This is a genomic window from Variovorax sp. KBW07 (assembly GCF_003852515.1).
Lineage (GTDB): Bacteria > Pseudomonadota > Gammaproteobacteria > Burkholderiales > Burkholderiaceae_C > Variovorax.
This window is the reverse complement of the sequence record NZ_QAJK01000251.1, coordinates 1-6,305: the sequence shown is the minus strand read 5'-3', so window position 1 is coordinate 6,305 and position 6,305 is coordinate 1. Positions and strand designations below refer to the sequence as shown.

Annotated in this window: 8 protein-coding genes; 6 read left to right on the top strand and 2 right to left on the bottom strand. The window is 68.4% G+C overall.

Features of this window, described 5'->3' with window-relative positions:
* Window positions 1–43: 43 nt before the first annotated feature.
* Window positions 44–412, bottom strand: a complete 369-nt coding sequence (locus DBV14_RS32910) for a DUF5329 domain-containing protein (protein WP_260397317.1) — start codon at window positions 410–412, stop codon at window positions 44–46.
* A gap of 127 nt (window positions 413–539) precedes the next feature.
* Between DBV14_RS32910 and hisN the strand changes: the two genes are divergently transcribed.
* From hisN to DBV14_RS32885, 5 genes are all read left to right on the top strand, one after another.
* Window positions 540–1,316 carry a histidinol-phosphatase gene (gene hisN, locus DBV14_RS32905; protein ID WP_124466397.1) on the top strand — a complete coding sequence of 259 codons (777 nt, stop codon included), beginning with the start codon at window positions 540–542 and terminating at the stop codon, window positions 1,314–1,316.
* Window positions 1,317–1,326: 10 nt separating this feature from the next.
* Window positions 1,327–1,521 (top strand): DUF2905 domain-containing protein, encoded by a 195-nt coding sequence (locus tag DBV14_RS32900; protein ID WP_093245072.1) that lies wholly within the window; start codon window positions 1,327–1,329, stop codon window positions 1,519–1,521.
* Window positions 1,522–1,604: 83 nt separating this feature from the next.
* Complete coding sequence (locus tag DBV14_RS32895) at window positions 1,605–2,531, top strand: ROK family protein (RefSeq protein ID WP_124466394.1); 927 nt, start codon at window positions 1,605–1,607, stop codon at window positions 2,529–2,531.
* 49 nt (window positions 2,532–2,580) lie between these two features.
* Window positions 2,581–3,825, top strand: coding sequence for a tetratricopeptide repeat protein (locus DBV14_RS32890; RefSeq protein WP_124466391.1), 1,245 nt, complete (start codon window positions 2,581–2,583; stop codon window positions 3,823–3,825).
* The gene (locus DBV14_RS32885) at window positions 3,822–4,268 is read left to right on the top strand and encodes a DUF1877 family protein (RefSeq protein WP_124466388.1); all 447 of its coding nucleotides are present in this window, start codon (window positions 3,822–3,824) and stop codon (window positions 4,266–4,268) included. Before DBV14_RS32890 ends, DBV14_RS32885 begins: the two co-directional genes overlap by 4 nt.
* 37 nt (window positions 4,269–4,305) lie before the next feature.
* On the opposite strand, the gene DBV14_RS32880 is transcribed toward DBV14_RS32885, so the two are convergent.
* Window positions 4,306–5,763 (bottom strand): PLP-dependent aminotransferase family protein, encoded by a 1,458-nt coding sequence (locus tag DBV14_RS32880; protein ID WP_124466385.1) that lies wholly within the window; start codon window positions 5,761–5,763, stop codon window positions 4,306–4,308.
* Between the two features lie 171 nt (window positions 5,764–5,934).
* On the opposite strand from DBV14_RS32880, the gene DBV14_RS32875 reads away from it, so the two are divergent.
* Entirely contained in the window at window positions 5,935–6,279 is a 345-nt protein-coding gene (locus DBV14_RS32875; protein WP_124466382.1) for a hypothetical protein, read from the top strand.
* Window positions 6,280–6,305: the final 26 nt, after the last annotated feature.

The following is a 6,305-nucleotide window of genomic DNA, read 5'->3' as shown; positions in this document are numbered from 1 at the left end:
GGTGTCAGTCGCACTCGCCCTGAACGGACCCCGAATTCCACGCCTAGGACTTCTTCACCTGCTGCCGCAGCACCCGCAGTTCGCTATTGAGGAACGCGTTCGCGTCTTTCACAGTGCCGTCCGACAGCTTCACCCGATACGCCTGCCCCGTCATCTCCGAGCGCGACGCACAGCGCTCGATGAAATCCTCCGCCGTCACCAGTTCCTTCTTGAAGTAGTCGTACTTCGCTTGCATGTGCTTCGCCGCATCCGCCGACGTGTACTCGTTGCCGTTGCGCAGGAACACCATCGCCGACATCGTCGACACCCGCTGGATCAGCGTCGCGATCAGCTTGTCTTCCGTGGCCGAGGGCGTTGCCTGGGCCAGCAGGGCCGCGGCGCCGAGGCACAGGGCCAGCAGCGCGGCGCGCAAGGTGTGGAATGAGGGCATGCGGCAGTCCGGGGCAATTTCCGGGTCATGCTAGGGCGGCAGGCCCTTTCGTGTCAAACCCGCGCCGGCTCGGGTCTAATCGCAGGTTTTGGCACGTGTTTTCCCTCTCATGAGCTCTTCTTCTACCGACCTCTCGCCGATTGCCCAAGCGCTGGCCGATGCCGCCGCCGCGCAGTCGATGCATTACTTTCGCACGCCGCTCGACATCATCACCAAGGCCGACGAAAGCCCCGTCACCCTGGCCGACCGTGCCGCCGAGACCGCCATGCGCCAGATTCTTGGCGCCCGCGTGCCCGCCGACGGCATCTACGGCGAAGAGCATGGCCCCGAGCGGCTCGACGCCGAGCGCGTCTGGGTGCTCGACCCCATCGACGGCACCCGCAGCTTCATCACCGGCTCGCCGCTGTGGGGCACCCTCATCGGCGTGCTCCAGGGCGGCCGCGTGGTGCTCGGCATGGTCGACATGCCGGTGCTCAAGGAACGCTGGATCGGCCAGGCCGGCAAGGGCGCCACGCGCGACGGCCAGCCCGTTCGCGTGAGCGGCTGCACCGAGGTGGCCAAGGCCCGCATCGTCACCACCTCGCCCGACATCTTCGCGCCGGCCGACCTGGTGGCGTTCGACCGGCTCAGCCACCAGTGCGCCATGCGCCGTTTCGGTGGCGACTGCTACGGCTACGCCCAGCTGGCGGGCGGCACCATCGACCTGGTGGTCGAGACCGGCCTGCAGCCCTACGACTACCTGGGCCCGGCGGGCCTGATCGAGGCGGCGGGCGGCGTCATCACCGACTGGCAGGGCCAGCCGCTGGGCCTGAAATCCGACGGAAGGGTCATTGCCGCCGCAACGCCCGAACTTCACCGACAAGCGATGGCCGTCCTCACGGCCTAGACTGTCGTTCATGTTCCGCTGGCTGATCGTCGTTGTCCTTGCCCTGGTGCTCATGAGCGGCCTGACCGCCTGGCTGCGCCGTTTCGGCTTCGGACGGCTGCCCGGCGATTTCGAGTTTCGCGCCTTCGGCCGCGACTGGCAGTTGCCCATCGCGAGCACCGTGCTGCTCAGCATGATCGCGGCGCTGGTCGCGCGCCTGCTGTAGCGGCACGAAAGACAGATAGACAGACAGATAGATAGACAGACCGAGCCCCTGACCTGACTGACCTTTAGAGAAGAACCCTCGCAATGAGAGCCTGCGTAGACATCGGCGGCACCAAGGTGGCCGTCAGCCTTTCCGCTTCGAGCGACGCGCCGCTGGTCGGCCGCCGCAGCGAGCCGACCGCCAAGACCGGCGACAACGACGCGGTGGCCGTGCAGATCATGCGGATGATCGACGAGGCCTGCGCCGAGCACGGCATCGACGCGGCAAGCATCGAGCTGGTGGGCGTTTCGTCGACCGGGCCCTTCGAGCTGCATGGCGGCATGGTCGAGCTGGCCACGCCCAACATCTGCGGCGGCATTGCCGGCCCGGCGCGCGGCCTGCCCAACACCTGGATGACCGCGATCATCGAGGCTCCACTGGCCCGGCGCTTTGGCCGCGTGCGCGTCGAGAACGACGCCGTGGCGGGGCTCGAAGCAGAGCGCCATTGGGGCGCGCTGAAGGGGCTGGACCACTGCGCGTACGTCACCTGGAGCACCGGCGTCGGTGTCGGCCTGTGCGTGGACGGCCGTGCATTGCGCGGCAAGAACGGCAACGCCGGCCACGCGGGCCACAGCTTCGTGGTCGACGATGCCAGCGGCGCGCTGTGCGGCTGCGGCAACCTTGGCGACGTCGAGGCGCTGGTGGCCGGCAACTCGATCGCCCGCCGTTTCGGGCAGCCGGCCCCCGACCTGTTCTCGGCCGCGTCCGCCGGCGAGCGGCATGCCGTCGAAATCGTCGATGCGCTGTGCCGCGTCATCGGCCGCATGCTCTACAACCTGGTCATCACGCTCGACCTGCAGCGCATCAGCCTGGGCGGCAGCGTGTTCTGGCACCACCGCGACTTTTTGCTGCCGCGGCTGCAGGCGCAGATCGACGGCAAGCTGCCGCCCCTCACGCGCGGCGTGCAGCTGGTGCCCGCCGGGCTCGGCGAAAAGGTGGGCGACTACGCGGCCCTGGCACTGCTCGACTGAGCGGCAGGCAGGCAAGCGGGCTCCCAAAAGAAACAGGCGCCGGCGAACCATGAGCGCGTCTCCCCGCCGCAAGTCGCTCGCCTGGCTGCTGTTGCTGGTGGGCGGTTTCCTGGGAGCGCACCGCTTCTACCTGGGGCGCTATCGCAGCGGTGCGGCGCAGTTGCTGCTGTTGCTCGTGGGCACGACGAGCAGCCTGCCGGGCGCGAAGCTGTGCCTGGGTGTGCTGCTGCTGTGGCTGCTGGCCGATATCTGGTGGGTTCACCAGCAGACGGAAACGCTGGCAACGGCGAACGATGCCGGGCCAGACGCGGCGCCTGCCGTCCCGAAGCGCACGGCCACGGCCACGGCACCGCCCGAAGCCGCCAGGCCGGTGATCGTCGACAACTCCCCCGCGGCCCAGTTGAAGAACCAGGAGCACCGCTACATGGATGCCTTCCGCCAGGGCGACCTGCAGCGTGCCGAGGCGCTGTGCACCGAGGCGGTAGAGCTGGCACGCCGGCTGTGCGGCGGCCCCGGCGAAGCGGTGGTCTCCCACCTCGTGAACCTGGCCGAGGTTCGCCGGCAACTGCAGCGCCACGACAGGGCCATCGCGGCGCTGGACGAATGCATGACCATGATCGGCCAGCTGGGCCTGGGCGACAGCTGGCGGCTGCGCCCGACCAACACGCTGGCGCTGGTGTACGCCTCGACCGGCCGGCCCGACGAGGCCGAGGCCCTGTACAAGAAAACCATTGCCCTCGCCATCACCGATGCACGCGGCGGCTCGACCGATGCGGTGGTGCGCGCGCTCAACAACCTCGCGTTTCTCTATGCGACCACGGGCGAGCCGCTGAAGGCCGAGCTTTGCTACGCGCGCGCCATGACGCACCTGGACAAGCTCCCGGCCGGCAACGCGGAGAGCGAAGGCCAAGGGCAGGGCGCGGGCAAGGGCACAGGCACGGGCGATTTCGAGCTGTACTCGAACATGCTGAACAACTTCGCGGACCTGCTGGCGGCACGGCGCGATTTCAGCGGGGCCAAGCCCTTGTACGAACGCTCGCTCGCCATCCAGGAGCGCAGCTGCCGGGGCATTTCGACCGTGGCGGCCAACGCCCATAACGACCTCGGCCTGATAGCGCAGGAGTTGGGCGACCTGCGCCAGGCGCTGGTGCATTTCAAGCGCACCTTGCTGCTCAACCAGATCTGCGCGCCGGACCATTTCAAGAACATTGCCAATGCGCAGCGCAACGTCGATGGGGTCAGCGCCACGCTGGACGCCATGGCGCATGCCGCGCGCGTGGAGCGCAGCGTATGAGCATCGGCGCGAGCTTCTTCGCCATCGACCGTTACCGGCTGCGCGGCCTGGTGATCGATCCCACCAGCGTCCCGGGCTACCTGCGCACGCCGGCCGACGAAGAGGGCCCGCATGCCCAGCAGACCGTCGAGCAGGCCTGGGACGTGGTGCGCAGCCTGCTGCCCGCCGCCGTGGACGGCGAGTTTCTCGAAGGCACCGGTGGCATGGGCTGCATCTACCTCACGGCCAGCCACGTGGAGCGCAGCGCGGCGCGCATCGCACCGCTCGACATGCAGGCGCTGGCGCGCGATTTCGCCAGCGACCCCGACGGCTTTGCCGAGCTTTATTGGTCTGCCTTCTGGCAAGAGAACGCGCCGAGGCTGCTGGTGTTCCTGCAGGGCGTGCAGCGCTTCTTTGCCGACGCTGCCGCGCGCCGCGACGCGGTGGTTTTCTACATCGCATAGGTCGGCGCGCCGGCGGACTGGCCGGCCGCTCCGTCGACTATCTCGTCAGCGGCGGCGAGGGCCGCACCTTCGACACGATCTCGCCCAGCCGCTGCAACCCCGCGTCGACCGCCTTCGAATACGGCCAGCCGCAGTTGATGCGCAGGTAGTTGTCGAAGCGCCCGGAGTTCGAGAACTGCGCGCCCGGCGCCACCACCATGTGTTCGCGCAACGCCGCCTCGAACACCGTGACCGACGAGCGCTGCTCGGGCAACTCCACCCACAGCTGCAGCCCGCCGCGCGGCAGGTTCAGCCGCGTGCCCGCCGGAAAGTACTTTGCAATGGCGTCCGCCGTCTGGTCGCGCTGCACGTGCAGCCGTTCGCGCAGGCGGCGCAGGTGGCGGTCGTAGCCGCCGCCCGCAATGAACTCGCCCGCGGCAATCTGCGCCAGCGCCTCGTTGTTGCGCGTCTGCGCGTACTTGAGCATCTCGACCTGTGCGTGCCAGCGCCCCGCGGTAATCCAGCCCAGCCGGAGCCCCGGCGCCAGCACCTTGTGCAGCGAGGCGCAATAGATCACGTTGCCCGTGCGGTCCCATGACTTGAGCGCGCGCAGCGGCACGTCGGTCTCGACCAGGTCGCTGTAGGTGTCGTCCTCGACCAGCGCGATGCCGTGGCTCTCGCACAGGTGCGCCAGCCGCTGCTTGTTGGCATCGGGCATCACGCTGCCGATGGGGTTCTGCAGGTGCGGCACCACCACCACGGCCTTGATGTCGTCGTAGGTGTGGATGGCCAGGTCGAGCGCTTCGAGCGAAATGCCGGTCTGCGGGCTGGTCGGAATTTCCAGCGCGCGCATGCCCAAGCTCTCGAGCACCTGCAGCAGGCCGTAGAAGGTGGGCGACTCCACGGCCACGGTGTCGCCGGGCTTGGCAATGGCGCGCAGCGCGAGATTCAGCGCCTCGATGCAGCCGTTGGTGACCAGCACCTCGTCGGGCGCCACCGTCATGCCGACGCGCACGTTGCGTTGTGCCAGCGCTTCGCGGAACTGCTCGTGGCCCCTTTGCGACGACGAGGTGGTCAGCAGTTCGGGCCGCTGGCGCAGCGCGCGCGTCATGGAATTGCGCAGCGCCTCGGCCGGGTACAGCTCGGGCGCCGCCCGCGCAATGGCGAAGTTGAGCTTGACCCCCGTGTGCCGCCCGCGCGCCATGAAGTTGGCCATGCGCGCCCGCATGCTGACGAACTGCGCCGGATCGGGCGGCACGTCGGCCACCGGCTCTTCCATCGGCGCGATGGCCAGCCGCTGCGGCCGGCGCACGAAGTACCCCGAGCGGTCGCGCGCCTCGACCCAGCCGTCGCTTTCCATGGCGCGGCAGACCTGGAGCGCGGTCGACAGGCTGATGTCGTGCAGCCGCATCAGGCTGCGCAGCGAGGGCAGCTTGTCGCCCTGCTTGAGCGAGCCGGTGTGGATCGCGTCCACGTAGTGCGCGGCAAGCTGGCGGTAGAGCGGTAGCGAGTCCATGGGCCGATGTTCCCCCTGTAGCGCATCCAAAAACAGATGCAGTTGCGAGGAAAAACGACCATAACAGATGCCGTTGCGGCGCGACTGTTCCGGTCGCAATAGCCATGGCGTGTGCCTGTTTTTGAGGCGGCGAAATTCCTACGATGAGCCCTCATCCACCCGAGGTTCGCCATGATCACCACTCTCTCCCAAGCGCCCGATTCGATCGTTCTCGAACCCGGCCAGTCCTTGCGCACGTCGGTCGACGCGGGGGCATGGCTTCAAGTGGCGGAGGGCCGGGTGCGCGTGGTGTCGCCGCCGGGCTGGCTCGGCGAGACGGTGTTCATGACGGAGACGCTGCTGAACGAGGGCGACGTTCATCGCCTGCCGCACGGCGGCTGGATCGAGGTGTCGGCGTTGACGCCGGTGCATTTGCGGGTGCACGCGCCGGTGGCCGGTCGGGCTTCTGTTGCTGCTGTCGCTCCTGTCGAGGCGCGGCCTGTGATGCGGTTCGTGCGGCTGCTGACGGGCTGGTAATCGCCTTTCGTTCATTCAGGGCGCCG